General features: G+C 67.5%; 21 protein-coding genes and 4 pseudogenes. 12 read left to right on the top strand and 13 right to left on the bottom strand.

The window, feature by feature from the left end:
* Window positions 1-32: 32 nt before the first annotated feature.
* Complete coding sequence (locus OHU34_RS42455) at window positions 33-1,520, bottom strand: PucR family transcriptional regulator (protein ID WP_405771873.1); 1,488 nt, start codon at window positions 1,518-1,520, stop codon at window positions 33-35.
* 647 nt (window positions 1,521-2,167) lie between these two features.
* On the opposite strand from OHU34_RS42455, the gene OHU34_RS42450 reads away from it, so the two are divergent.
* The gene (locus OHU34_RS42450; RefSeq protein ID WP_405771870.1) at window positions 2,168-3,124 is read left to right on the top strand and encodes an amidohydrolase family protein; all 957 of its coding nucleotides are present in this window, start codon (window positions 2,168-2,170) and stop codon (window positions 3,122-3,124) included.
* A gap of 56 nt (window positions 3,125-3,180) precedes the next feature.
* On the opposite strand, the pseudogene OHU34_RS42445 reads toward OHU34_RS42450, so the two are convergent.
* Window positions 3,181-3,807, bottom strand: a pseudogene (locus OHU34_RS42445) (IS5 family transposase); the annotation flags it as partial.
* On the opposite strand from OHU34_RS42445, the gene OHU34_RS42440 reads away from it, so the two are divergent.
* Complete coding sequence (locus OHU34_RS42440) at window positions 3,801-4,424, top strand: barstar family protein (protein ID WP_405771867.1); 624 nt, start codon at window positions 3,801-3,803, stop codon at window positions 4,422-4,424. The pseudogene OHU34_RS42445 and the gene OHU34_RS42440 overlap by 7 nt on opposite strands.
* A 65-nt stretch (window positions 4,425-4,489) precedes the next feature.
* On the opposite strand, the gene OHU34_RS42435 is transcribed toward OHU34_RS42440, so the two are convergent.
* A complete protein-coding gene (locus OHU34_RS42435) occupies window positions 4,490-5,374 on the bottom strand; it encodes a 3-hydroxybutyryl-CoA dehydrogenase (RefSeq protein ID WP_405771865.1) in 885 nt (294 codons plus the stop codon).
* Window positions 5,371-6,543, bottom strand: coding sequence for an acyl-CoA dehydrogenase family protein (locus OHU34_RS42430; protein ID WP_405771862.1), 1,173 nt, complete (start codon window positions 6,541-6,543; stop codon window positions 5,371-5,373). Before OHU34_RS42430 ends, OHU34_RS42435 begins: the two co-directional genes overlap by 4 nt.
* A gap of 79 nt (window positions 6,544-6,622) precedes the next feature.
* Here OHU34_RS42430 and OHU34_RS42425 point away from each other — a divergent pair, with 79 nt between their 5' ends.
* The 3 genes from OHU34_RS42425 (at window position 6,623) to OHU34_RS42415 (ending at window position 9,697) form a co-directional block, all read left to right on the top strand.
* Window positions 6,623-7,342 (top strand): TetR family transcriptional regulator, encoded by a 720-nt coding sequence (locus OHU34_RS42425; RefSeq protein WP_405772545.1) that lies wholly within the window; start codon window positions 6,623-6,625, stop codon window positions 7,340-7,342.
* A 117-nt stretch (window positions 7,343-7,459) separates the two neighbouring features.
* Window positions 7,460-8,683 carry an MBL fold metallo-hydrolase gene (locus OHU34_RS42420; protein ID WP_405771859.1) on the top strand — a complete coding sequence of 408 codons (1,224 nt, stop codon included), beginning with the start codon at window positions 7,460-7,462 and terminating at the stop codon, window positions 8,681-8,683.
* Window positions 8,684-9,049: 366 nt separating this feature from the next.
* Entirely contained in the window at window positions 9,050-9,697 is a 648-nt protein-coding gene (locus OHU34_RS42415) for an alpha/beta hydrolase (RefSeq protein ID WP_405771856.1), read from the top strand.
* Between the two features lie 17 nt (window positions 9,698-9,714).
* Here the strand turns inward: OHU34_RS42415 and OHU34_RS42410 are convergent, their stop codons facing one another.
* Together OHU34_RS42410 and OHU34_RS42405 are read right to left on the bottom strand one after the other, a co-directional pair.
* The gene (locus OHU34_RS42410; protein ID WP_405771853.1) at window positions 9,715-10,356 is read right to left on the bottom strand and encodes a nuclear transport factor 2 family protein; all 642 of its coding nucleotides are present in this window, start codon (window positions 10,354-10,356) and stop codon (window positions 9,715-9,717) included.
* Window positions 10,357-10,819: 463 nt separating this feature from the next.
* Window positions 10,820-11,257: an Lrp/AsnC family transcriptional regulator gene (locus OHU34_RS42405; protein ID WP_405771850.1), complete on the bottom strand. Its 438-nt coding sequence runs from the start codon at window positions 11,255-11,257 to the stop codon at window positions 10,820-10,822.
* 377 nt (window positions 11,258-11,634) lie between these two features.
* Between OHU34_RS42405 and OHU34_RS42400 the strand changes: the two are divergent.
* A pseudogene (locus OHU34_RS42400) lies at window positions 11,635-12,208 on the top strand (leucine zipper domain-containing protein); the annotation flags it as partial.
* A gap of 54 nt (window positions 12,209-12,262) precedes the next feature.
* Here the strand turns inward: OHU34_RS42400 and OHU34_RS42395 are convergent.
* The 3 genes and pseudogenes from OHU34_RS42395 to OHU34_RS42385 form a co-directional block, all read right to left on the bottom strand.
* On the bottom strand, window positions 12,263-12,961 hold the full coding sequence (locus OHU34_RS42395) for a hypothetical protein (protein WP_405771847.1): 699 nt from the start codon (window positions 12,959-12,961) through the stop codon (window positions 12,263-12,265).
* Window positions 12,962-13,482: 521 nt separating this feature from the next.
* Window positions 13,483-14,237 (bottom strand): annotated as a pseudogene (locus OHU34_RS42390) (IS5 family transposase).
* Between the two features lie 305 nt (window positions 14,238-14,542).
* A complete protein-coding gene (locus OHU34_RS42385) occupies window positions 14,543-15,286 on the bottom strand; it encodes a nuclear transport factor 2 family protein (protein ID WP_405771844.1) in 744 nt (247 codons plus the stop codon).
* A 313-nt stretch (window positions 15,287-15,599) separates the two neighbouring features.
* Here OHU34_RS42385 and OHU34_RS42380 point away from each other — a divergent pair.
* Window positions 15,600-15,725: pseudogene (locus OHU34_RS42380) on the top strand (fic family toxin-antitoxin system, toxin component); the annotation flags it as partial.
* A 69-nt stretch (window positions 15,726-15,794) separates the two neighbouring features.
* On the opposite strand, the gene OHU34_RS42375 reads toward OHU34_RS42380, so the two are convergent.
* The 4 genes from OHU34_RS42375 to OHU34_RS42360 form a co-directional block, all read right to left on the bottom strand.
* The gene (locus OHU34_RS42375; RefSeq protein WP_405771841.1) at window positions 15,795-16,247 is read right to left on the bottom strand and encodes a hypothetical protein; all 453 of its coding nucleotides are present in this window, start codon (window positions 16,245-16,247) and stop codon (window positions 15,795-15,797) included.
* Window positions 16,248-16,386: 139 nt separating this feature from the next.
* Entirely contained in the window at window positions 16,387-16,590 is a 204-nt protein-coding gene (locus OHU34_RS42370; RefSeq protein WP_405771838.1) for a hypothetical protein, read from the bottom strand.
* A gap of 107 nt (window positions 16,591-16,697) precedes the next feature.
* A complete protein-coding gene (locus OHU34_RS42365; RefSeq protein WP_405771835.1) occupies window positions 16,698-17,390 on the bottom strand; it encodes a GntR family transcriptional regulator in 693 nt (230 codons plus the stop codon).
* A gap of 351 nt (window positions 17,391-17,741) precedes the next feature.
* Window positions 17,742-18,914: a lactonase family protein gene (locus OHU34_RS42360; RefSeq protein ID WP_405771832.1), complete on the bottom strand. Its 1,173-nt coding sequence runs from the start codon at window positions 18,912-18,914 to the stop codon at window positions 17,742-17,744.
* An 887-nt stretch (window positions 18,915-19,801) separates the two neighbouring features.
* Between OHU34_RS42360 and OHU34_RS42355 the strand changes: the two genes are divergently transcribed.
* The 5 genes from OHU34_RS42355 to OHU34_RS42335 all read left to right on the top strand — a co-directional run bounded on the left by OHU34_RS42355 (window position 19,802) and on the right by OHU34_RS42335 (window position 25,049).
* Window positions 19,802-20,596, top strand: coding sequence for an ABC transporter ATP-binding protein (locus OHU34_RS42355; protein ID WP_054244507.1), 795 nt, complete (start codon window positions 19,802-19,804; stop codon window positions 20,594-20,596).
* Between the two features lie 175 nt (window positions 20,597-20,771).
* Complete coding sequence (locus tag OHU34_RS42350; RefSeq protein WP_405771828.1) at window positions 20,772-21,410, top strand: SRPBCC domain-containing protein; 639 nt, start codon at window positions 20,772-20,774, stop codon at window positions 21,408-21,410.
* Window positions 21,407-22,267: an HpcH/HpaI aldolase/citrate lyase family protein gene (locus OHU34_RS42345; protein ID WP_405771825.1), complete on the top strand. Its 861-nt coding sequence runs from the start codon at window positions 21,407-21,409 to the stop codon at window positions 22,265-22,267. The genes OHU34_RS42350 and OHU34_RS42345 overlap by 4 nt, the downstream gene beginning before the upstream one ends.
* Window positions 22,268-22,329: 62 nt before the next feature.
* The gene (locus OHU34_RS42340; RefSeq protein WP_405771822.1) at window positions 22,330-23,400 is read left to right on the top strand and encodes an amidohydrolase family protein; all 1,071 of its coding nucleotides are present in this window, start codon (window positions 22,330-22,332) and stop codon (window positions 23,398-23,400) included.
* Window positions 23,397-25,049, top strand: a complete 1,653-nt coding sequence (locus OHU34_RS42335) for a thiamine pyrophosphate-binding protein (RefSeq protein ID WP_405771819.1) — start codon at window positions 23,397-23,399, stop codon at window positions 25,047-25,049. Before OHU34_RS42340 ends, OHU34_RS42335 begins: the two co-directional genes overlap by 4 nt.
* Window positions 25,050-25,052 lie beyond the last annotated feature (3 nt).

Genomic DNA, 25,052 nt, shown 5'->3' with positions numbered 1-25,052 from the left:
AGCAGTTTGGTGAAGGAGCCGAGGTGGCGCTGTCAGGGGCGGGCGACCGTGCGTTGCCCCGGACTGTCGGTGTGCTCCAGCACCGCGGCTCCCAGTACATGGGCCGCCTCCAGTGCCGTCATGACCTGCAACAGTCGACTGGATAGATCATGTCCGATCAGTTCCTGGGCACGCTTGACGCGGTAGGTGACTGTGTTGCGGGCAACGTGCAGGCGCGCGGCGGCCGTGGCGAGGCTTCTCTCGCAGCACAGGTACTGCCGCAAGGTACTTCGCAGTTGCTCGCCATGAGGACTGTGCACGGCGAGTGCTCCCAGCTCGTCCTGGACGAAACGCCGTGCCGCGTTCAGATCGCTGCACAGCAAAGCCGTCACATCGATGTCCCGGTAGTGGACCGCTGCCCCGTCCTCCGGTGGGTTCATCCGCAGGAGACGTGCGACGTGCTCGGCCTCCCGATGCGTTTGGCGGAAACCCTCGAGCCCGTCCCGAGCAGATCCGCACGCGATGTGTATCCCCGCCGGAGGCACCCACCGGGCGTCCTCGGCGGGGCGAGGGCACTCGGCGGTGGTGATTCCCCATCCCCACAGACCCGTTCGTCCGACCGGTATGAGCAGATGCGGATGACAGCCGTGGCCGGCGAGGAAGTCCGAGGCGGCCTGCTGGAGATCGGTCGCGGGCAGTCCGAGGTGGGAGTCGCACCAGGCGACGATCCCGAGATGACGCGCTGCCAGCCGGTAGCCGAGAACCCGGGTGACGGCCTCCTCCTGGACCGGGTCACCTTTGATGATCACGCGCACGGCCTCCTCCCGCGCCGCCGCGCCGCTGGTGACCCAGCGGTCGTGTTCAGCGAGGTACTCGTCGGTCATGCGCGAGGAGAACTCGTCGATGAAGGCGAACAGCACGTCCGAAATGCGCCGGACCTCTTCGGCCTGCTCGTCGGCAGGGATGAGTTCTCGGCTCGCCTCCATCACCGAGCGTGCCAGAAGCGCGTGTCCCATGCGGATCCCCCGCAGGACACTGCCCAACCCGACCCTCCGGCGGGCGAACTCCCTGCCTCCGAGGAGCGCCTCGTCGGAGATCGCCACGCTCGGACTCGCCTGCGCCAGCATCATCAGGGCATGCAGCACCGCGGACTCGGTACCCATCCGGAGCGTCTCGAAGGGATCGGGGCCGCCGCCGAGTTCGGGAACCTCGGCGGTGATGGTGCGAGCCAGTTCCCGGCCCAGGTCGATGGCCCATGCGACCGTCCGTGAACCCAGCCTTTCGGTCGCCACTGCAAGAGTCCGCTCCGAACTGGCGGGCGCACAAACCGACCCGGCGTCGGGCGGGGAGAGCTGGTAGAGCCACTGGGCCTGATTGCTGTCGCTCGGAGTCCTCATACCGGAGTCCCTAGACCTATTGCTGTGCGCGTGCGTCGACCGCTCACGGCAGTCCGACGTGTTCCAGAGAGCCCAGCATAAACGCCACAGACCTAGAATATCGATATTGGATTGAAATTGCGTTTTCAGTGGGGCAGACTCCATCCAAGGCCCGGCCCTCACGGCGACGCACACGGAGCCGCACACTCCGTGGCGGGCACTGAGGGGTGCCCCGCGTTCGCCACGGCCATCGCACCGGGCCCCGGCGGTGTGCGGCGCTCCTCGCTGCGGGGCGCCGCACACCGCTCTCGAGGGCGAGCCCCTCCCGCCGGGCGGGAGGGGCACTGCCGCCTCCGAATTGGGCGAGCCTCGCGCCGGCGGGTGAGCGACACACAGGTCGACCAGCACTGGGTCCCGACCGCTCCGTGAACTGGCCGTGCCTCGAGACCACCGTCAGCAGCCGCCATCCCCGTCAATGGGACTGCCCACGCAGGCGTCATTGTCGTCGCGTCCGCCGTTCACCATGAGCCGGTTGCCCCTGGTGGCCGCCCCTCGCTCACCCTGCCGGAACCCGTCGGTGTCCCGCATGCCGCGCAGACGTGCCTCGCCCGGCCCCACGAAAAAGTGAGGGGCTCGTCGAGGATCCACAGCAGGAGGGCTACACGGGCGTGTCAGCTTTGGCCGCAGCCTCAAGCGCATCGTCCTCCGAACGAGCGACCTCCTGTGTGCCACTCATTGGAACGAATGGCACAGAAGAGTGGAACGGTCACTAGGGTCCTGGGCGACGCGTACCCAAAGCATGATGAGGATGAATGACGGCCTTGATCGATGTCCACGCCCACTTCGTCACCGACAGGTACATCGCAGAGGCCCAGGCAGCCGGACACGTACGACCCGACGGGATGCCCAGCTGGCCCAAGTGGAGCCCTGAAGCGCATCTGATGCTCATGGACCGGTGTCGCATCGGCAGATCGATGCTCTCGGTCTCCTCTCCCGGCACCCACTTCGGCGACACCGACGCCGCGCGGACTCTGACGCGAGCGGTAAACGAGTACGCCACCGAAGTCCGTCTGCAATATCCCGAGCGCTTCGGCCACTTCGCCTCCCTGCCCCTGCCTGACGTCCAAGGGGCCGTGGAGGAAGCCGCTTACGCACTGGACGAACTCGGTGCGGACGGTCTGACTGTGGAGACCAACGCGCACGGTGTCTACCTGGGCGACCCCCTCTTCGATCCCGTGTGGAAGGTTCTCGACGCCCGCCAGGCCGTGGTGTTCGTCCACCCCACGTCGCCGCCGCACGCCGTGGACGTGGCACTCGGCCGCCCCCGGCCGTTGATGGAATTCCTCTTCGACTCCGCGCGGGGCGCCTGCGACCTGGTGCTGAACGGCGTCCTGACCCGGTTTCCCGGAATCCGATGGATCTTCAGCCACTCCGGCGGCGTGCTGCCCCTGCTCGCCGATCGGATTCAGCTTTTCACCGACCTGCTCCCCCAGATGGTTCGATCAGGCGACGGCACACCGTCCGTTTCGGTGCGCGACCAACTGGCCGGTCTCTGGTTCGACATCGCGGGAACCCCGTTTCCGCGCCAGGTACCGGCGCTGGTCGAGATGGTGGGGAACCGGCAGCTGCTGTACGGAAGCGACTTCTGCTTCACCCCGCATCAGGCCGTGGTCTCCCAGGTGGCTTCGATCGATGCGGCGGTGCAGCCGGCCGGGGAGACCTGGCGTGCGCTGACAACACGCAACGCCGAACGCTTGCTGGGACATTGAGGCCCAGTCAGCCGCTCGTCCTCCGGCCATTTACCTTCTCACGCCGTCCCACTGCTAGGCATGACGGCCCGGCTCCCTCTTCTGCGCAGATGCTCGCGGATCGCACGCAAAGAGTAGGCCTTGTCGGCCAAGACCGCGGCGGGCCGAACTCGAGGCCGGCCACGTGGTCTCGGAACACGGATCGCGGCCATGATCTGCTCGAAGGCAGGTGCGTCCCCCCGCCTGTCCGGCGGAGAGTACGAAGGCCGGCGGTCGGCAGTTGCCGTCGGCAGCCAAGTGAACCTTGGTGGTGAGTCCTCCGCGGGAACGCCCCAGAGCATGGTCAGCAGGCTCCCTGACCTGCGCCCCATTGCTGCGGGCTCCGGCGGCGTGCTGATGTGCCCGAACGATGGTGGAGTCGACGGCAACGACCCATTCCAGGTTCTTCTCGGCGTCCGCCTGGGCCAGCAGAGCCATGAACACCCGCTCCCAGGTGCCGTCGATCGCCCACTTCCGCAGACGGTTGCACGCGCCCTTCCATGAGCCGAACTCGCTGGGGAGGGCTTCCCAGGGCGAGCCTGTGCGGTACTTCCAGGCGATTGCATTGATCACTTCTCGGTGATCACGCCATCGGCCGCCTCTCCGCGGCGTCCGGTCCGGCAAGAGTGATTCGAGCTGGCCCACTGCGCGTCAGTCAATGACACAGCAGAGCAGCGAGCAGGGAATATCCACGATCCGGCTTCGGGAAGTGCGTGCGAAGATCTCTGGCGTGACCACCCCAAGCCTTTCGCAGCCCACATCGCCCTGGGTCGTCTTCACGGCCGAGACGGACCCGTGGGTATCCGCCGAAGCGGCTGCGCTCCTGGAACGGGGCGGCCTCGTCTTCCGGCTGAATGCCCGAGACCTGATCGAACCTGCCTCGCTGTTTCGTACCTTCGCGCGAGAGCTCTCGTTTCCTGGGGACTTCGGCTACAACTGGGACGCCCTCGTCGACTGCCTGCACGACTGGCACGGTCCCGGGCACGGAAGGAACGACGTCGCGATCTTGATCGACGACGCCGACGCACTACTCAGGGCTGACTTCCTTGGGTTGTTCGTCTCGGTGCTCTGCCAGGCGGCTTGGAAGGCGAACCTCCAGCTCGACGGTGACGGCGTTCCCCACGGGGACTGGCCGCCGTTCGCCCTGCACTTCGTACTCCTGCTGGAGCACACCCCACCGGCCGACTTCACAGAAGCCATTTCGAAGGGCAGGTGGGTGGATGTCAAGCTCACAGACGAACGGCTGACCGCCACTCTGAACAGTGCCTACTGGACCGGCTAGCCGGTCATCGCATCCCCGGACCGGCACCCGGACCATGGCCAGCAACATGATCCCAAAGAGACGGCCTAGCGGTCGCCGTACGTGTAGAACCCCCGGCCGCTTTTGCGGCCCAGCTGCCCGGCCTGGACCATGCGGGACAGCAGGGGTGGCGGCGCGTACAGCGGTTCCTTGAACTCGGCATACAGAGACTCGGCGACGGACAAGGTGGTGTCGAGCCCGATGTGGTCGGCCAGGGCTAGGGGCCCCATCGGATGACCGCACCCCCGTACCATGCCCTGATCAATGTCCTGGGCCCGAGCGAAGCCAGATTCGAACATGCGCACGGCAGCGAGCAGGTACGGGATGAGAAGTGAGTTGACGACGAAGCCGGCTCGGTCCTGAGAAACGATCACGTGTCGGCCGAGCGTCGTCTCGGCGAAGGAGCGGACACGCTCCCAGGCCGCATCCGTGGTGGCCAGCGAGGGAATCAGCTCCACCAAGTCGAGCATGGGCACCGGGTTGAAGAAGTGCAGGCCGACCACCTGGCCAGGACGGGTAGTGGCTGCGCCCAGCTGCATGACAGGTATGGAGGAGGTGTTAGAAGCGAACAGCGCATCGGGACGCCGCATCACCTGGTCCAGCTCGGCGAAGAGACGGGTCTTGAGTTCCTCGTCCTCGGGCACGGCCTCGATCGCAAGGTGGCAATCGGCGAAGTCCTCCAGATCGGTGGAGAATCGGAGGCTCCGCAGTGCCGCATCCCGCTCCTGCGACGACACCTTGCCACGTACCACGCCGCGCTCCAGAGAGCGCTCGATCCTGGTCCGGCCGGCTTCCAGTGCCGCATCGCTCACCTCGAACACCACCGTGTCGAGGCCTTTGCGGGCACAGATCTCGGCAATGCCCGATCCCATAAGTCCGCACCCCACCACACCGACCTTCTCGACGGCCGGAGCCGCGGTCACCGCCGTCATCGCACCCCACCCCGGGACGCGAGCACACTGCGTGCCATGACGATGCGCTGGACCTGGTTCGTGCCCTCGTAGATCTGGGTGATCTTCGCGTCGCGCATCATCCGCTCCACCGGGTAGTCCCGGGTGTAGCCGTAGCCGCCGAGGAGCTGGACCGCGTCCGTGGTGACCTCCATCGCCACGTCCGAGGCGAAGCACTTCGCGGCCGCGCCCTGGAAGGTGAGGTCGGCGTCCAGCCGCTCGGACTTGGCCGCCGCCGCGTACGTCAGCTGACGTGCGGCCTCGATCTTCATGGCCATGTCGGCGAGCATGAACTGGATGCCCTGGAAGTCGGCGATCGCCTTGCCGAACTGCTTGCGCTCCTGGACGTAGCCCTTGGCGTAGTCGAAGGCGCCCTGGGCGACGCCCAGCGCCTGCGCGGCGATCGTGATGCGGGTGTGGTCCAGGGTCTTCATCGCGGTCAGGAAGCCCGTGCCCTCCTCGCCGATCATGCGGTCGGCCGGGATCCGGACGTTGTCGAAATAGACCTCGCGGGTCGGGGAGCCCTTGATGCCCAGCTTCTTCTCCGGGGCGCCGAAGGAGACACCCGGGTCGGACTTCTCCACGACGAAGGCCGAAATGCCCTTCGAGCGCTTCGTGGGGTCCGTCACGGCCATCACCGTGTAGTACTCGGAGACGCCGGCGTTGGTGATCCAGCGCTTCACGCCGTTCAGGATCCAGTGGTCGCCGTCCCGGACCGCCTTGGTCTTCATACCGGCCGCGTCCGAGCCCGCGTCCGGCTCGGAGAGGGCGTACGAGAACATCGCGTCGCCCTTGGCGAGCGGCGTCAGGTACTTCTTCTTCAGGTCCTCGGAGCCCGAGAGGATGACCGGCAGCGAGCCCAGCTTGTTCACCGCGGGGATGAGGGAGGAGGACACGCAGGCCCGTGCCACCTCCTCGATCACGATCACCGTGGCGAGGGCGTCCGCGCCCGCGCCGCCGTACGACTCGGGGACATGCACCGCGTGCAGGTCGCTCGCCACCAGCGCGTCCAGCGCCTCCTGCGGGAAGCGGGCCTCCTCGTCCACCGCGGCGGCGTACGGCGCGATCTTCGCCTCGGACAGCGAGCGGATGGCGTCGCGGAGCATGTCGTGCTCCTCGGACGGGCGGTACAGGTCGAAGTCAGCCCTCATACGTCCTCCATGGATGGCACTCAGTACCCTCATTATGCACACCGAGTGCCATGCGATCGAAGGCCTGTACGTTCGGCTCATGAGCGAAAAGCGCGAGGACGCACCTACGGACGGCGATGCCGAGACCGAAGAAGCGAAGGATGCGGAGAAGTCATCCATCAGGGATCTCCTGGTGTCGGCCGCGTTCGACCTGTTCACCGAGTCCGGCTACGAGAACACGACCGTGGACGACATCGTCCGCCGCGCAGGCGTGGGAAGGCGGTCATTCTTCCGGTACTTCCCCACCAAGGAGGCGGTCGTCTTCCCGGATCACGACCGCGCCCTCGACGAACTGGTTGCGTACATGGAGGAAGGACCACGCGACGCCGACCCGGTGGGCCGCGCGTGCGACGCCGCCCTGCTCGTCATGCGCATGTATGCGGAGAACGCGGACTTCTCCGCGCGGCGCTACGCACTGACCCGCAGCGTCCCGGCCCTGAGACGGCACGAGACCACCGTGGTGCGCAGCTACGAACGAGCGCTCGCGGCCTATCTGGAACGCCGGTTCGCCACCCTGCCAGACGGCGGCCTGCGCGCGCACGTGATCGCCGCCGGCATCGTAGCCGCGCACAATTACGGACTGCGAGCCTGGCTGCGCTCCGGAGCGCAAGGGGACGCCACACCCAGCGTCGGGCAGGCCCTGGACCTGGTGCGTCGCAACTGGGCCGACTCCGGGGAGTCCGTCGTCGTGGTGGCGCGGTCCAGTGCTCCGATGTGGCAGGTCATGCAGCGACTCGAGACGGCGCTGAAAGACAGGTAGGGACAGAGATGGCACTCAGACTCGAATATTAGGGTACTGAGTGCCATTTCCTCGGAACCCGGGGTCGCGAGATCCGGACTCTGCTCCTGCTGCTGTTTCACTCAGCGGAACACCCCTATGCCCGAGGTTCGGTCTCCCTCTTTGCTGGTGACGGCCTTCCGCGAACGCCCAGCCGTCGGGGACAACCTGTACGGATCGGCCGGCGTGCGGGAGTGCCGTCCCCATCGCGCTCCGGCTTCCGACACCTCGTCAGAGAGGCGGCGGACCGGTGGCCGATCACCGTACGAGGAAAGGGCACCACCCGTGACAGAAGAGACTGCAGGGGACGCCGGCACCCGCTCGGCCCTCGGTCGCCGGGCGATGCTGGCCGGAGCCGTGGGAACCACACTCGCGGCTGTCGCCACGAGCGCCGTTCGCTCGTCCAGCGCTGCCGCCAGCACCCCCACCCAGCCGGCATCGGCGACGGCCGCGTCCCGGCGTCGCAAGTACGCCATGACTTGGGCGACGCTCGGCACCCAAGCAGGCCCCGTAAGCGGAGGCGCACACCGAGCCCAGCCCGCCAACCTCTTGCACGGTTCGGGTCAGGCACTTCTGGTGGACGCCGGTGACGGCACCGTCGACCAACTCGCCAAAGCCGGCGTCGACCTGGGCACCGTGGGCACGGTCATCCTCTCCCACCTGCACATCGACCACACGGGAGGCCTCTGGGGCCTCATCGGCCGCCGCTATCAGGCCCAGGTTCCCGGTGAACTCGTCGTCTACGGCCCGCCCGGCACCAAAGAAACCGTGGACGGCATTCTGGCGGGGCAGGGGCCGCTGCACAACATCGTGCAGCGGCCGACAGCTCAGGCTTTCGGGGTCAGGGCCGTCGACATCGTCGACGGTTCCGTCGTCACCGTGGGGGACGTGCAGGTCACTGCCGCGCAGAACAGTCACTACAAGCTCGAGAGCGACACGCACAGCCAGTCGCTGTCCTACCGGTTCGAGACCCCGGACCGCGCCATCGTGTATACGGGTGACACCGGGCCGAGCGCCAACGTGGAGAAGCTAGCGGCGGGCGCCGACCTGCTGGTGAGCGAGATCACGGACCCCGACGACCCGTCGGTCACAGCCCTGCTCGCGCAGTTCCCGGAAGAGGTGCGCCAGCGGCTCCTGCGGCACTTCACCGAGGAGCATCTGACAGCTGAGAACGTGGGCCTGCTGGCCAGCAGGGCCGCCGTGAAGGCGCTCACGCTCACCCATATCGGCGTCAGCGACAACCGTATCGGCAAGGCTCGATCCGCCATCGCCAAAAACTACGATGGGCCGACGAAGTTCTCCGTCGATCTGGACACCTTCTGAGACCCGCGCCGGCCCTGCGGCCGGCGCGGTGCCGCCCGCGGCGGAAGCCCGCCGGTCTCCCGGCCAAGAGGCTTCGGCCGTACCTGTGGACTGAACGACCGCTGTGGATCATCGAGGGCCAACGGAGCCCAGGCCTCATGTGATCCCCGCGTTCCGCCTCGGCGGAACCGGTTGCGGCCAAGGGCCACGAACGCATCACCTGCGACTCGGCCACAGGAACGGTGGACGAAAGGAAACATTTTGATCAACCGCCGTCAGTTCTCCGCACTGAGTGCGTTCGCCACGGCAGCCTCACTCATGACCGTTCCCGCCGCCCGGGCCGCGACGCGAAAGAGTACCGCGACCGGGGCGAGCAACGTAGTTCTCGTGCACGGTGCTTACGCCGACGGCTCGTCCTGGTCGAAGGTCGTGCCGCTGCTACAGGAGGCCAGATTGCGGGTGACCTCGGTGCAGAACCCGCTCACGTCGCTCGCAGACGACGCCGAGGCGGTCCGCTTCGCACTGTCCCGGCAGGACGGCCCCACGGTCTTGGTCGCCCACTCCTACGGAGGGGCGGTCATCTCCGAGGTCGGGCTCGCGGAGAACGTGACCGGTCTCGTGTACGTCGCCGCGCGAGCTCCCGAGGCCGGGGAGGACTACGCCGCGCTCTCCGCCGCTTACCCCACGCCGCCCGTCACATCCGGCGTCGTCAGCTCAGGAGGATTCAAGTGGCTGAGCCAGGACGCCTTCTTACAGGACTTCGCCAATGGAGTGCCCCGTAAGGAGGTACTCACCCTGTATGCCGCACAGGGTCTGCTGTCGACCGCCGCACCGACCACGACCACGGCCGCCTGGCGGGAGAAGCCCTCCTGGTACGCCGTCTCCCGAAGCGACCGCACCATCGACCCCGGCCTGCAACGGTTCATGGCCCAGCGCATGAAAGCTACGACCGTCGAAGTCGAGGCCGGCCGCCTGTCCCTGGTCACGCACCCCCGCCAGATAGCCCGGATCGTCCTCGCGGCCACTGCTGCCTGAGGCGTCACGCCGGTCGGTCACTGATCGCAGGTTGCCCCGGCCTGTTCTTCTTGCACCTCGTGGTAATTAGGGCGGGACAAACGCAGCCAGCCGCGGGCGTCCCGGTAGAGCTGGGCAACCTCGTCCGGGCGGTCGTCGCCGTAGAGGTCGTCCGCGATGCCGTAGCCCCGGTGCTGCAGCACATAGGTCAGAAAACGATAGGGAGTTCGGTACTTCCTGACCTCATTCGTATCCAGGCGGATCTCCGTGCCGGGAACTGCCGGGGTGAGGGAGTCCCGTTCGTACACGGGGTCGACGGAGACTATCTTCCAGTCGCCGTCGATCTTCGCCGCGCGGTAGAGGACCCGGGTGCAGGACGCGAGGACGACCTCCACGCCGTCCAGCTCCGTGGCCACCTCGATCACTGCGGGCAGTTCCACGATCGCACGCTCGCCGTAGACGTCGACGACCGGCGGCCCGAGGCGGTGGACGGCGCGGTCTCCGCGGTCTGCCATGCGCTCCGACTGGTTCACGAACTCGGGGCCGCTGCCCCGGAACCAGCTGATCCGCACCACGGAGTCCGGTGTGTAGCACTGCCGCATCGCGTCCCACCATCCACGGTCGCGCCCCTGCCGCTCGTGCAGCACGAGCTGGGCCACGGCTGTCACATCCTGCGTCATCGAATAATCACTCACCTGATAGTCGGTAGGTCGTCCGGAACTCCCGCGGGCGCATCTGGTGCCCCGGCAGGCCCGGCCGGGCGCAGAGACTGCCGACAGGTGGCCACGAGACGCCTCAACGGCGCGCCGAAGCCAGCTGTTTGAGGTCGGACAGGTAGTCCTGGAGCAGCACCGGCCACCGTGGGCCTCCGGCGACATAGCGCTTTCACGCCCGTCTGGTGTGGCCGGGCGGGCCCCCGTCACGCTAGGTCTGGTCACAGGTCGGTGTCACGTCCCGTACCGCTGATTGGAATGCCCCGATCGCACCGGCACCGGTCATGCGCGAAATGGCCTTCGGTGGCTGACGGCATCCGTGAGTTGTCCGTTGTTCGCGTCAACGGTCTCGCAGCAGGATTCCGTCGCGAGGAGGAGGCCTGGGCCGGGTGCGTTCGCCGAGGACGATCGACGAACTCCTGCACAGCGCTCAGCGGGGGCGGACGGCCCAGTAGCGCTTCAGGACATCGAGTTGGACGGAACACTCGACCGCGGCAACGTCACGGATCTCTCCCAGATCATCCACCAGGAAGAGCCCAAGTTGCTGCTCGTCGCGGAACACTCCTCCGTACGTGATGATGGCCTCGCCTCCGGTGAGCGCGAGGAAGCGTGTGGCCGGGTGGTCGACCAGGACACTTGTGAGCTGGCCCACGGCATGCGGGGGACAGCGAATGCTGAGCACCACCTCGACGTCATAGCCGAGCCGCTGAGGCTCCACCTCGACCCGCGGGCGCAGCAGCCCGGAGGCGAACATTGCGGTGGCGGTACGGCGAGCCCGGGATTCGGTGATGTCCAGCGCACGCGCGATAGCCGCGAAGGCAAGGCGTGCATCAGTGCGCAGCAGGCTTGCGATGTCCCGCCCAAGCACAGGGCGAGGGATGGGTTCGCAGCGATGTTGAACGCGGCTTCCACCTTGAGCACTGGGTGTACGACCGCGAGCGCATTGACGGATTCGACTACGACATCGGAGCGGTCCTCATCCGGACCGCTGACGCTACGGACGAGTCTGAGCTGATCAGTGTGCTCAACGCGTGGGACCCTGGCCCGGCTGCAGCTCTAACCGACGGCCCTAAGGGGCGGGCCGTTAGGTTAACCGGCCCCAAGGTCCGCCACATCAACAGCGGGACACGCTGTCCACCTCTCGCCAACACGGCCTGGACGGCAGGACTGGCGGCGCGGATCGCCCCGCCCCTGGCCTCGGTCTCGGTCTCCGTCTCCGTCAGAATTCCGCAGAGGTACAAGCAGGTGTCCCACCCCGATGCGCGGTTGACCGTCCATGGCAGACGCCTCCTCGTCGAACGAGTCCGCGCGGGCAGGCCCGTCGCGCACGTCGCCGACGAAATGGGCATCTCCCGCACCACCGACCACAAATGGGTTCGCCGCCGGCGAGCCGAAGGCGGCGCGGGGTTGTATGACCGCTCCAGCCGGCCTCTGACCACACCGCACCGCACCTCTGCCGAGGTCGAGAGCCGCATCTGCGAGCTGCGGCGCGACGCAAGCTCGGCCCCGCACGCATCGAACCGATCCTGGCCATGCCCGCCTCCATCGTGTCCTGACCCGCCGCCAGCTGAACCGGCTGCGCTGGATGGACCGGCCGACGGGCCAGCTCATTCGTCGCTGCGAACGCGAGCATCCCGGCGAACTGGTCCACGTCGACATCAAGAGGCTTGGCAACATCCCCGACGGAGGCGGCCATCGGATCATGCCCCGCCAGCGAGCCGCAAACAATCGGCAGGCAACAACCGACGCCCGCAAGGACGGCAGTCCCGTGATCGGATACTGCTTCGCCCACACCGCAGTCGACGATCACTCCCGACCGTAGAGCGAGGTCCTGACCGACGAACGCTATGGAAGCCAAGCGCCGCGGCTGCTGTCAGGGATTCAGCTTGCCCCCCGGGGCGTCCAGCACGAGGTGCAGTCCGTTCCGCGCGACCGCTACTGCCTGAATCCGCAGACCGAGAGTCGCTGCGGGACCGTCGCCCTCGCCGCTCATCAGCTTGCCCAGGCCGAGCAGATTGCCAGCGCCGGCCTGCACGCCGTCCGCCGGCTTGAAGACCACCTGCCCGGAGGTGCGGTCCAGTTGCGGCTCCAGCGTCACCATTTTCGTGCCCCCGCCTACCGCTAGCGTGATGGTCCCCTCGAAGCTGTTCATCTTCACGGACGTCACCCCCATGCCCGGCGCTTCTTTGCTGAGGGCTTCGACGAGATCGTCTGCGCCCACGACGGCCAGGCCGTGGACACGATCGAAGCTCGGCGACGTTCCCATTCGAAGTCCGAATATCTCCATTTGAAGCGGCACGTCGGCAAAAGGCCCCAGCGTCGCATGGTCTGTCAGAATGTCCACTCTTGGCACCTCATGTCCTGCCAGAGCGGTCAGGCCCCAGCCGCCACGCAGATAGACCGTGGAACCAGAGCCCGCCACGACCGACTCACTTCGGATCTGGTCCTTGACGATCTTGCGCGCTGCCAGCTCGGCCGCTGCGGTCAGCAGTGCCAGCAGCACTACGACGACCATCAGGGTCAGTACCGGATGGGCAACGACGGCTGTTCTCATCTTGTCGCGTCTGCTCACGAAAAATCTCCTCGGGTTTTGCCGGCGGCGCGTGACAAGCCCTGCCGGCGATGATGACGACGGGAGCGCGCCGCGCCGGAACGAGCCCGTTACTCCGCCAACGCGGCCCGGATGGGTCGCGTCAGTGGCGACCGCTCAGCTGAAGTTGCCGTTCGCCGCCGGTTCACAGCCAGATGTCGGCGAGGTCCCGGCGGCTGCTCATGGACGAGCACGGCGGTCTCACGGAGTGAACAGGGTGATGCACTGCGTGGCGATGGGCCGAGGGTCCACTGATCGCGGCGCCGTTTGGTCTACGGGCTCAAATGCGGCCCTGTCCCGCCGTTCGGCTGTTCTCACCTGCCGCCCTGACGCGATGCGACACGTGGATACTTCAGCAGGTCCGTCCCAGAGCAACGGCTGGCAGGCGGGTCCGCCATCATCACGAACACAACTCACCGGTCCCGCGCGTATGCCCTGATCGCATCACCGCTCGCGACGCACTAACTGTCCCTGACAAAGCCGTCGGACGTGGCGGTGGGTGATCAGGCAGACGCGAGTCCGAGGAAGGCCTCGTGGATGTCGTCGCGTCGTTCCCAGCGGATGCGCAGGCGGCGGAAGCCGTGCAGCCAGGCGATCGTGCGCTCGACGACGTAGCGGAAGACGCCCAGGCCAGTGCCGTGCGGCTCGCCTCGCTTCGCGATCACGGGACGGATCCCGCGCTGCCAGAGCAGGCGGCGGTACTTGTCGTGGTCGTAGCCGCGGTCGGCCAGCAGCGCGTCCGGCCGCCGGCGCGGTCTGCCGGCCCGGCCCGCGACGGCCGGGATCTTGTCGAGCAGCGGCTCGAGTTGGGTGACGTCGTTGCGGTTTCCGCCGGTCAGCGGCACCGCGAGGGGGATGCCCTGGGCGTCGACGATGAGGTGGTGTTTGCTGCCCGGACGTGCGTGGTCGACCGGGCTGGGTCCGCTTTTGGGCCCCGCCGGGCCGCGCGGACATGCGAGGAGTCGATCACCGCCCTCGACCAGTCCAGCTGGTCCTTCGACCGCAGCTTCTCCAGCAGCAGCACATGCAGCTGGTCCCAGACGCCGGCCTCGTTCCAGGCAGCCAGGCGCCGCCAGCAGGTCATTCCCGAGCCGAAGCCCAGCTCCTGGGGCAGGTACTCCCACTGGATGCCGGTATGCAGGACGAAGAGGATCCCGCACAGGGCCTGGCGGTCCGGTACTCGGGGTCTGCCCTCGACCTGCTTCGGCGCCGGCTCGGGCAGCAACGGCTCAATGAGTGACCAGAGTTCATCCGACACGATCCACGGTCGCGACTGGCGTTTCCCCACGACCAGACCAACGAGCAGACAAGCCGACAGTCACGTGATCAACAGCTTTTGTTGGAGCCAGTAAGACAGGAAGTGCAGGACATGCTGGGCTCTGGATGATCCGCCCCTCCCCCGCCCAGCCGATCACCGAGCTGATGTGGTCGGCGAGACGGGATGGGCAGAGCGGACTTTCGAAAGCTCACGACATCGCTGGGTCTGCAACCGTCCCGCCTGTACTTGGCGCGGGTGAACTACCAAGGCACTCTGCGGCACTGGCGCCCTGCGGGGTGCTGCGGTCAGCGGCCCTCGGCGAGCCAGGCATTGTTTGCTTCGTACAGGTCCTTCATCGTCTCGGGCCGGTCGACACCGGGAAGGTCGTTGCGCACTGCGGCAGCGCCACGTGTGTCCTCGACCCAGTAGGACAGTGCCGAGTAGGACGGCCGATAGCCGGCCAGCCGGTCGGGTTCGAGACGGAAAGTGTCGCCGGGATTCACCGGTGCCAGAGAGTCGAATTGGTAGATCGTCCTCAGCTCGCTGATGCGCCAGCCTGCGCTGCGCTTCTCCAGCCGTTCCACTATGCGGCTGTAGGCCGTCAGGCACACAATCTGCCCGGCCACTTCGACCCGTCCGGCGATGATCATTCCGGTGTCTGCGGTGGCGCGCCTGCCGTTGACATGAACCAATACGGGGCTGAGGACGTGACAGCTACGTGCGCCAGCCTCGAAGCTCTGCCGGGAGAGGCGAGCGAACTCGGGTCCGGTCGTCCGAATCCAGGAGATGTCGACGAGCGAGTCGGGATGGAACTGGTCGGCCATGACATCCCACTTCGCCATGTCGCGTGCCCACCGTTCGGTGAGCACGACGGTCTCGACCTCCTTCTGAACGGCCAAGTCCTGCAAGTGGAGCCCCGAGCTGGAAGGGGGCGTCGCGGCGGAGGCAGGGGCGGCGGCCAGAAGGCCGGTGCCTGCTATGCCGACACCTCCCGCAATGACTGCTCGGCGCATGAGGTCGGGAGTGATCTTGTCGTTGTTGTCCGACACAATGTCTCCTATGGGTGATGGTCCAAGTGACGTCGGCGAGAGCTATTGATGTCATTCTTTCGACATCACCGCATTGGGTCGGGAGCCCAAGCTCTTTGGGCGATACTGAGTTTCCGGCCAAAACGGCGAATATGTTGAGCCGAGGCAAGTTCCAGCTCGGCCCGGGCTCCGTCGACAAGCTCGGTGCGCGACCGATCCCAGTGCCGAACAGCGCGGCTCGGTCTTGAGAGGCAGCAGGAGCGGGCCACGCCACGTGACGCAGAGCGAACCGCTCCAGCCTCTTGAGGTGCCATTCCTTCTGTAAGCCGCACAACTGTTGCCCAATGATCCGCAGGTTGACGACTACGGCCCGCTTCACGCGGCCGTCGCCCGGGTCAACGCTCGGGCTATGGGTCGTGACGTCTACGGCTCTGCGCATCTTCGAGGTGCCGCGCCACTGATTGCTCCCTCGGCACTCCTGCGGTTCTTGGCGAATGGTCGAGCTGCCATCCGTTCAGAGCCAGGGCTGCTAGGGGAGAGCCTGGAGGAAGCCGACCGGGAGAATTTCCTGGCCGAACATCAGCAGATCTTCGACGAGGCAGAGCGGGCAAGGTGACATCACACCACCGAAGGGGGCGGGCAGGAACAGGGTGTATTGGCGGGCGACCCGGCAAGCCGCCCACCGCGTGCAGCTCGTCGGGGCCGGCGCCCCGGCAGATCTGCTTGTGTACGGATGGTGCGGGCACCCTTCCAGGAGCGGCCTTCTCGGCCGCTCGCCGACCGGCTTCGGGTGCCGCCGGCCGACGGGCTGGCGGAACGGGTCCGCACGGCCCGACGCGACCCCGCGGCGAACCGGCATGTCCTGCACCTCTCGCCGGAGCAGATGGAGTGCGTGGCGGGCGAAGCTGTTGGCGTCAAGTGCGGAGCGCGACATCCGGTGCAGCCAGAACGCGTGCGCTACGGCCAGGCGCAACTCCGTCATCTGCGATGGGTTCAGCTCGACCCGCTGAAGACCGGGGGCCGCAAGCGTCCTCGGCGGGCTGGGGACGCATGCGGCTGTAGAGGATGAGGTCATGTCCGGCTGCCGTCAGCCGGGCCGCCCAGCGGACGGCCCGGCCTTCTCACGCCGACAGCGCTGCGCGGTCTTCACGGTCTGCGAACTCGGTCAGACCGCGTTCGGCGAGGTTGAACACACGCTGCTTGACGGGACGCAGATCCCAGTCCAGCGCCCAGCCGTGCTCGGCCGCCCGCTCCCGGTCGGTCACACCAACGCACCATCCCCCCAGCCACGTCCAGGCCACCTTCTTCATCGACGTCCTGTCCATCGCGTTCATCTTCATCGGCCGTTACGCGCTCGACCTTTGCAGTCCATCGCCACGGCCCGACACCACACCGTCGGTGCGGCGGCGCGCGCTGCTGAATATCGCACTGCTCAGTCGGCGCCCTCCCGAGTCGATCGCAGCAGTAGAGCCCTTCGGGCGGCGCCGACGTGGTGGCGCATCGCGGCGACGGCCGCGTCGGGGTTGCGGGTGAGTACGGCCAGGAAGATGGCTTGGTGTTCCTCAAGCGATCCGGTCCGCGGATGCGGCGCGCTGAGGTCGCGGTACTGCCTCATGACGAGGGGATAGAGCAGTGTGTCGTAGGCACGGGCCAGGGTCTGCTGGTGAGCGGCGCGTTTGACCTGTTGGTGGAACGTCCGGTTGCCCTGGGAATAGCCCGCTTGGTCACCGCTCGCCTGGCAGTCCGCCATGAACTGCAGCGTACGGCGCAGTTCCTCGATCTCCTCGTCCGTCGCACGTTCGGCGGCCTTGCCTGCCAGGGCGGATTCGAGTGTCTCTCGCGCCTCCAGGATGTCCAGGGCTTCCTCGACCGTGAAATCCCTGGTGCGCACACCCCGATTGACTTCGCTGGTGACGTAACCCTCCTGGGTCAGCTGCACCAGTACGGACCGCATCGTGCTGCGCGAGACGCCGAACCTCTGGGTCAGGTCCGCTTCGGTGAGCCGGGTGCCCGGCGCGAAGCTTCCCGACTGCAGGAGTGAACGCAGGCCCTCGTAAGCCTGACTGTGCCGCGTCGACGGACCCTTCTCGGCGTCGGCCGTGTCGTCGTGCTGCTCCGAGTTCACATGATCACCTGTGGCTAGGGGGAATGGCTGCCGTGTATCGAGCAGTATGGCTGGCAACCGAGGCGTCGCCTTGCTCAGGACGCCTCACACACGACGCGACGGGTGAGAGGTGTACCGATTCGACGCCGATCACGCGAGGGGGGCGCCCCCGATCCCACGATGGTCGCCCGGCGACGGCGGCGCGACGCAGGCACTCAGGGACGATTCCACCGACACCGGTCTTCCGAGCTGATCGTCCGCCGCGCGTGGGGTCAGGCAAGCAGCGTGCGCGTCGTCGCCCTCACCAGTAGGGCGACGGCCGTGTTCGCGGGTCAGGACGGTCGGCACCGCCGCCCGGCGGTGACCCGGCCGTCACGAAGGGACGGCGCCGTGTCCTTCCTGTCGGGTACGGAAGGCGATGCAGTCGGGATAGGGCACGGCAACGGAGGCACCGGTATCCGTCAGACGCCCGGAAGCCCGATCGACCGAGAAGAGGCTCACGCTTCCGCTCGCCTCGTTCGCGACGAACAGCCACCGTCCTCCAGGGTGCAGAGCGAAACTCCATGGCGTGACACCGGCGCAGGGGATGCGCTGGGTCTCGGTGAGCAGACCGGTCGCGGGGTCCGCGGAGAAGACGACCAGGGCGTTCTCGCCGCGGTTGGACGTGTACAGATACCGGCCGTCGCGGCTAACGGCAAGCTCGGCGGCGCTCGTGGTCCCAGTGTGGTCAGCGGCGTTGGTCGACAGGACCTGACGTGGCGTCAACTCACCCTGTCCCGCGTCCCACCGCAACACCTGTAGGTCTGCGGTGAGTTCGTTCAGCAGGTAGAGCGTCCGTCCGTTCGGATGGAAAGCCAGCCGCCGCGGGCCCGAGCCAGGTGCGGTCGCGTAGGAACCGGGCCCGTCGGGTGCGCCGGCCGACATCCGTTGGGTGGCCGGGTCGTAGTCGTAGACGAACACCCGGTCCGCGCCGAAGTCCGCGACCAACGCGTGCCTGCGGCTCGGGTCGACGACCACGCAGTGGGGGTGCGGACCCGTCTGGCGCGGGCTGGGGCCGGACCCGACGTCCTGGACGACCGAGGCGACAGTACGCAGGCCGCCGTTCGGGCCGAGCGGAACAGTCGCCGCCGAGCCGGCCGCGAAGTCGGCGACCAGCAATGCGTCCGCATTCCTGGTCAATCCGATGTACGAGAGCCCGCCGCTGCCTGTCGGGACCGTCTCGACCGTGATCTCGTCGAGTTGCCGCAGCGCCCCCGACGCATCGTCGATCCGGAAGACGCGGATGTATCCGCCCTGTTCGCCGCCTGCGACGTAGAGGATCGGGCGGGTGGGATGCGTGGCGACCCAGTTCGAGCTGACACGGGCCACGGATCCCAGTGAGGTCATGGTCCCGCGGCCGGGGTCGAACCGCACCGCATACACGTGACCCTGCCCCCAGGTGCCGATGTAGAGCAGGTCGCTCGGCCGATCCGGTACTGCGACGGCCGGGGTGCCGGCGAGCAGGGGGGTGGCCGCCGCGGCCGACATCGTCACGGCTGTCAGCACGGTTCTCCGGGAGGGCCGCGAGGGAGTGGGTCCGCCGTCCCGCGCGGTACGCGGTTGCGGCTGGGGCCGGGGAGAATCGTTCATCGAGCGACGCCTTCCTCATGAGCGGGATGCGGGCGTTCCAGCCCTTGCATCGTGCCGACTACGCGGAGCCGAGGTTCTCAAGTTGTCCGACAATGCTTCCCCGGAACGTAACCTGCGGCGCCCGTCGCGACAAGAAGTGCGCACGAGAAACCTGCTTCAAAGGGTCCAGACACCCAGGCACACGCAGAGGTTGCCTGACAATCCTCACCTCTAGCGCGTACCTACGGTTTGTTCGCCCCGGCTGTTCCGAGTGTGCCGCCGCTCCGATCGGCCATCCGGCCCGACGGAATCCGCCCGGAGACCCCCGGCGGAAAGGTCTGGGCCGGCGGCCCGTTCCGGCAGCCCGGCCCGGCGACGCGAAGCCCCGCCGTCCCGCGCCACCACGGCGTCGATCCACGCCCGGCGGCGTGACCAAGGTGACGGACCGGGCGAGGCCAGGTAGACGGTGGCGCGTGGGCTTCGGGCCACCCTCAGCACCGGTCACGGTGAGGCGTCGGCGCTTCAGTTGTCCAACAATGGTGAAGTAGGAGCGCCGCCGTCGATGAGAAAGGGATGTTCTTCTGCAGGATTCTTGTCCGTCTGGGTCGGTGGTGTTACGTTCGCATCAAAGCTTGTCGGACAATCTCGTAGATTCACGGTGTCGCCGAGACTGCCTCGCCGCAAGGATCCGGCCGACCCCGGCGCTCCTTCCGAGGCATCGCGCACCCCACTGTCACCAGTCCACGTCACACCAACGCCCCTACCGGCACGAGCGCGCGGCCCCCGCTTCGTCTCTTCGCGGTGAGGGAGCCGAGGAGACAGCCATGTCGACCAGCCAGCGCACCTTCCACACGGAGGCACTCCGTCTCGACGACGTCACCCTGCAGTTCCCCGGCACTCATCGACCGGCGATCGAAGACGTGTCCTTCAAGGTCGACCGCGGCAAGGTCGTCGCCGTGATCGGGCCCAGCGGGTGCGGAAAGAGCACCATCCTCAACCTGGCCGCCGGACTGCTCACCCCGACCCGGGGCGAGGTCCACTACGCCGGCGAGCGCGTCACCACCGTCAACTCCGATGCCGCGTACGTCACTCAGCACTCGCACCTGCTTCCCTGGCTGAGCGTCAAGGCCAACATCGGCCTGGCGCTCAAGTTCCGCAAGGTCGCCAAGGACGAACGCGAGGAGCGCGTCGCCCACTGGGTCAGGCTCGTCGGCCTGACCGGCTTCGAGAACCACTATCCGCGGGAGTTGTCCGGCGGTATGCAAAAGCGCTGCGCCATCGCGCGCGCGCTGATCTACGACCCGTCCATCGTGCTGATGGACGAGCCGTTCGGACCGCTGGACGCCATCACGCGGCTTGAGCTCCAGCAGGAACTGCTCAACATCTGGCGCGAGCAGAACGGGACCCTCATCTTCGTCACGCATGATCTCAACGAGGCCATCTACCTGGCCGACGAGGTCGTGGTCATGTCGAAGGGCCCCGGTACGGTCCGCCGTGTCATCCCGGTCCCCTTCGAGCGTCCGCGCCAGATCGGCGCGCTCGTCGAGTCCCCCGAGTTCTCGGAGCTCTACAACGACCTCTGGGGTCTCTTCGCCGCCGAACGCAAGCCCGCCGCGTAGCGCGGCCGAGCGACCGCCGTGGAGGCTCCCCGTCGCTCATGTGGGCCGGTGCCGTAACACCAACGGTCGTTCCGCTCCAGCCGCCGAAACGTCAAACCGTCATGCCGTCATGCCGTCATGCCGTCCCACAGGTTCCCCGTGACGTCGTGTCCGCCGCCCAGTAAGGTTCACAGTTTTGATATCGATCAAGGAAGAGATCCTCGTACCCAGTCCGCCCCGACGTGTCTGGGAGGTCATCTCGGACCCCTCGGCCGTCGTGTCGTGCATCGGCGGCGCAGAGCTCGGGGCGTCGCACGACGACGGGTCCTTCGACGGAACCCTGGCCGTCAGATTCGGCGGTCTGCGGGTCAAGTTCGCCGCCAGGATCGCCCTGGACCTGGACGAACCCGCATGTGAGGGCCGTCTGACGGCGCGGGGCGCGGACGGGCAGGGCGCCACCCGCTTCAGCGCCGGCGCCACCTTCCGGGTCGCCGAGGGGGAGACCCCCGGCAGCTCACGGGTCTCCTGCGACGGCGAGATCAAACTCAACGGCAAGCTCGCCAAGTTGATCGAGTCGGGCGCGGGGATGGTGGTCTCCCGGATGACGAAGGAATTCACCGACGAACTGGTCAAAGCGTGCGCGGCGCCCGCCGAGCCCACCACGGCGGCACCCGCCGGTACGGACACGGCCGCACCCCGCCCCACCGGCCTGCTCGCCCGCCTGCGCGCGTGGTGGGCGGGGCGGTGGCCCGGGCGCCGGGGACAGTCGCCGCGAACGGCGTCGCCCTCGGTGAACAAGTCCGATGAAGCACTCGGTCAGGGGGGCCGGCGATGACAACGTCCAGGTTGAACAAGGTCATCGGCGCCCTGGACGCGGGCCACCACGTCTTCGCGACCTTCTCGGCGGCCGATCCCGCGTCCGCGACCGAGCTGAGCAACTCGGCCTACGACGCCGTGGTGTTCGAGATGGAGCACAAGCCCTGGGACATCAACGCCCTCAAGGACAGCTTCCAGTACCTGCTGAGCCGACGTCAGATCTTCGAATCGGACAGCCTCGCCCCGGCCGTCACCCCACTGGTCCGCATCCCCGCCAACGGAGCGGAGAAGGCGCAGTGGCACGCCAAGCAGGCACTCGACCTCGGCGCGTTCGGGATCATCTGGCCACACATCTCCACGGTGGAGGAGGCCCGTAACGCAGTCGCCGCCTGCCGATACCCGCGGCTGCCCGACGCACCGCGCTACGAGCCCGCCGGTCTGCGGGGGGACGGCCCGCACGCGGCGACGCGCTATTGGGGCATCTCGAACATCGAGTACTACGCGAGGGCCGATGTGTGGCCGCTCGCGCCGGACGGGGAGATCCTCGTCGGCTTGATGATCGAGGACCAGCTCGGCATCAGGAACCTGCCCGACATCCTCGACCAGGTCCCGGGGATTGGGCTGATCCTCATCGGCGAGGGCGACATGAGCCAGGAACTGGGCTTCCCTCGCCAATACGAGCATCCACGGGTGCTGGAGTGCAAGCGCCGGATCCTCGACGTCTGCGGGGAGCGCGGGGTCGCCGTCGGCCACCCCCATGTCACGGCCGGAAACGTCAAGCAGGTGCTCGACGACGGATACCGCTTCCTGATGTCGGCGCCGGTGCGCACCTACCCAGGCCTGGACAAGGCCCGCGAGCTGACCGGCCGCGACTGACCGCACACAGCTGACCCGCGCGCACCCCACGACACCACGTCTACGCAAGTCTCGGAGTATTCATGATCATCGACTGCCATGGTCACTTCACCACGGCGCCCCCGGCGCTGGGCAAGTGGCGGGAGAAGCAGATCCAGGCGTTCGAGGAGTCGGGCGCCCGCATCTCGCCCGACGAACTGCACATCAGCGACGACGAGATCCGCAGCGCCATCGACAACGGGCAGCTGAAGCTGCAGATCGAGCGGGGCACCGACCTCACGGTCTTCTCCCCGGGTGCGGGCAAGATGGCCCACCACTACGGCGACGAGCACACCAGCCTCGACTGGTCTCGCGTCAGCAACGACCTGATCGCTCGGGTGTGCGGCCTCTTCCCCGAGCGGTTCGTGGGCGTGTGCCAGCTCCCGCAATCGCCGGGCGTCGCCCTCGCCGCCTCGGTAGCCAACTCGGTGGCCGAACTGGAGCGCTGCGTCGAGGAGTTGGGGTTCGTCGGCTGTCTGCTGAACCCGGACCCGTCGGACGGGTACTACCAGGCTCCGCCGCTCACCGACCGGGTCTACTACCCGCTGTACGAGAAGATGGTCGAGCTCGACGTCCCCGCGATGGTCCATGTCGCGATGTCGAGGAACCCGGCGTTGCAGGGGACCTGCGCCCACTACCTCGCCGGAGACACCGCGGCATTCATGCAGCTGTGCGAGTCGGACCTGTTCAAGGACTTCCCGACGCTGCGGCTGATCCTGCCGCACGGCGGCGGCGCCGTCCCGTACCACTGGGGCCGCTACCGCGGCATGATGCAGGACCGCGGCCGGCCGCCGCTGGAGGAGTCGGTCCTGCGCAACGTCTACTTCGACACCTGCGTGTACCACAAGCGCGGCATGGAACTGCTGCTGGACATCATCCCCGCCCGCAACGTGCTGTTCGCCTCGGAGATGATCGGCGCCGTCCGCAGCGTGGACCCGGAGACCGGACGTCGGTTCGACGACACCAAGTACACCCTCGACTCCATCGACAGCCTGAGCGACGCCGACCGGCAGGCGGTCTACGGCGACAACGCGCTGCGGGTCTTCTCCCGGCTCGACGGTGTCCTCAAGGCACGGACGACGACCGTGGCGAACGCGAAGGAGTACCAGCGGTGAAGGTCTACGAAGCACTCGCCGAGGCGTTCGTCCGGGAGGGCACCAGCGATGTCTTCGGCATGATGGGCGACGCCAACATGCACTGGATGGCCGCCCTCGCCGACCGCGGGGTGCACCTGTACGAGGTGCGGCACGAGGGCTCGGGTCTCGGGATGGCGGACGGCTGGGCCCGTGGTGCCGGGCGGCCCGGCGTGATCACCACGACCAGCGGTCCCGGTGTCTCGCAGCTGGCCACCTCGATGATCGTGGCGAGCCGGGCGGGTACTCCCCTGGTCGCCTTCTGCGGTGAGACCCCGCTCGGTGACGAGGGTGCTACCCAGTACCTGGACCAGCGCCGCTTCGCCGCGGCGATCGAGTGCGAGTTCATCCACGTCACCCGGCCCGAGAACGCCCAGGAGGCCGTACGGCAGGCGTTCTACCTAGCCCGCACCGAGTCCAAACCGGTCATGATCAGCGCACCCTTCGACGTGCAGGTGGCCGAACTCGACGACTACGAGGAATACCTCCCCTCCACGACCCTGATCCGCACATCACGGCTGCTCCCGGACCCGGTCGATGTCGAGGCGGCGTGCGACCTGGTCCAGAACGCCAAGCGCGTGGTGATCATCGCGGGGCGCGGCGCACGCAAGGCAGACTCGGGCGAGCAGATCCTGGCCCTCCAGGAACAGACCGGCGCCCTGCTCGCCACCACGCTCCAGGCGAAGAACTGGCTGTGCAACCGTAGCGACTTCCACGTCGGTCTCTCGGGCCTGTTCGGCGACAAGACGTCGATGGAACTGCTCCAGGAGGCCGACTGTGTCATCGCGGTGGGCGCCAGCCTGAACCACTACACCATCGAGAGCGGCTACCTCTATCCCGAGGCCAAGTACATCCAGATCGACACCGCCCCGCACCTGGTGATGGGCAACGGCAGGACAGCGGACAGCTACCTGCAGGCCGACGCGGTCAGCGCCGTCACCGAACTGACCCGGGCCCTCAAAGAGCGGCCCGTCCGGCTGGAGGGCTATCACACCGACGCCGTCCGGCAGCACCTGACGGCCCGGTTCCAGCCGCCGGCGCAGTACATGCGCGAGCCCGGACGGCTCGACCCGCGCGAGGCGATCTGGATCCTCGACCACGAACTCCCGGGCGAGATGGGGCTGGTGCTGGGCAGCGGACACCAGACCGACTTCGGCACCATGCTCTTCCAACGCTCCCGTGACGTGCTCTCCAACTACGGCATGTTCGGCGCCATCGGCCAGGCCCCGCTGATCGCCCTCGGCCAGCTGATCGCGCAGGGCAACCGGCCCGGTTTCGTGGTGGAGGGCGACGCCAGCTTCCTCATGCACCTGTCCGAGTTCGAGACAGCGTGCCGCTACGACGTCCCGCTGCTGGTCGTCGTGATGAACGACCAGGGCCTGGGCGCCGAGTACCACAAGGCGAAGGCGAAGGGCCTCGACCCGGAGCTGGCAACCATCTCCACGCCCGAACTGGGCACGGTAGCCAAGGCGTTGGGCGGCGGCGGCGCCACAGTCCGCACCCCGCAGGAACTGCGGGACGCCCTGGCGGAGTACGTGCGCGCCCCTCGTCCGACCGTCATCGACGTCCGCATCACCCGTGAGGTGCTGAGCACCCCGTACCGGCGCATCCAGTACGGCGAGGACGTGTGAGCC

The sequence above is a fragment of the Streptomyces sp. NBC_00080 genome (assembly GCF_045041255.1).
Lineage (GTDB): Bacteria > Actinomycetota > Actinomycetes > Streptomycetales > Streptomycetaceae > Streptomyces > Streptomyces coriariae.
The sequence above is the reverse complement of the archived record's forward strand: the minus strand, read 5'-3'. Positions and strand labels throughout refer to the sequence as shown.